Below are 464 nucleotides of genomic sequence, written 5' to 3'. Positions count from 1 at the left end.
CCTCATCCCCGAGTTCGTCGGCCGCCTGCCGGTCCTGGCGACGCTGGAGGACCTCGACGAGGCCGCGCTGAAGAAGATCCTGCAGGAGCCGAAGAACGCCCTGGTGAAGCAGTACCAGCGGCTGTTCGAGATGGAGAACGTCGACCTGACCTTCCAGGACGAGGCCCTGTCGCTCGTCGCCCGCAAGGCGGTCGAGCGGAAGACCGGCGCCCGCGGCCTGCGCTCCATCCTGGAGACGATCCTGCTGGACACGATGTACGACCTGCCGGGCCTCGAGTCCGTGGAGCAAGTGGTCATCGGCCCTGAGGTGGTCGAGGGCAAGTCGCGCCCCCTTTACATCCACGGCGACCGCAACAAGGACGCGCCCGCCAGCGTCAGCGCGTAGGCGCTCGGTAGGGTTGCATGAGGCGCCCGGCTCTGGCCGGGCGCGCTGCGGGGGCCGCCTTGAAAACGCTCCCCCCCGC

General features: G+C 69.4%; 1 pseudogene. It reads left to right on the top strand.

The features are described from left to right. Window positions 1–385, top strand: a pseudogene (gene clpX / locus ACU8YC_RS27065) (ATP-dependent Clp protease ATP-binding subunit ClpX); the annotation flags it as partial. Window positions 386–464: the final 79 nt, after the last annotated feature.

The organism is Citrobacter sp. VF227 (assembly GCF_052950715.1).
This window is presented reverse-complemented; position numbering and strand designations above follow the sequence as displayed.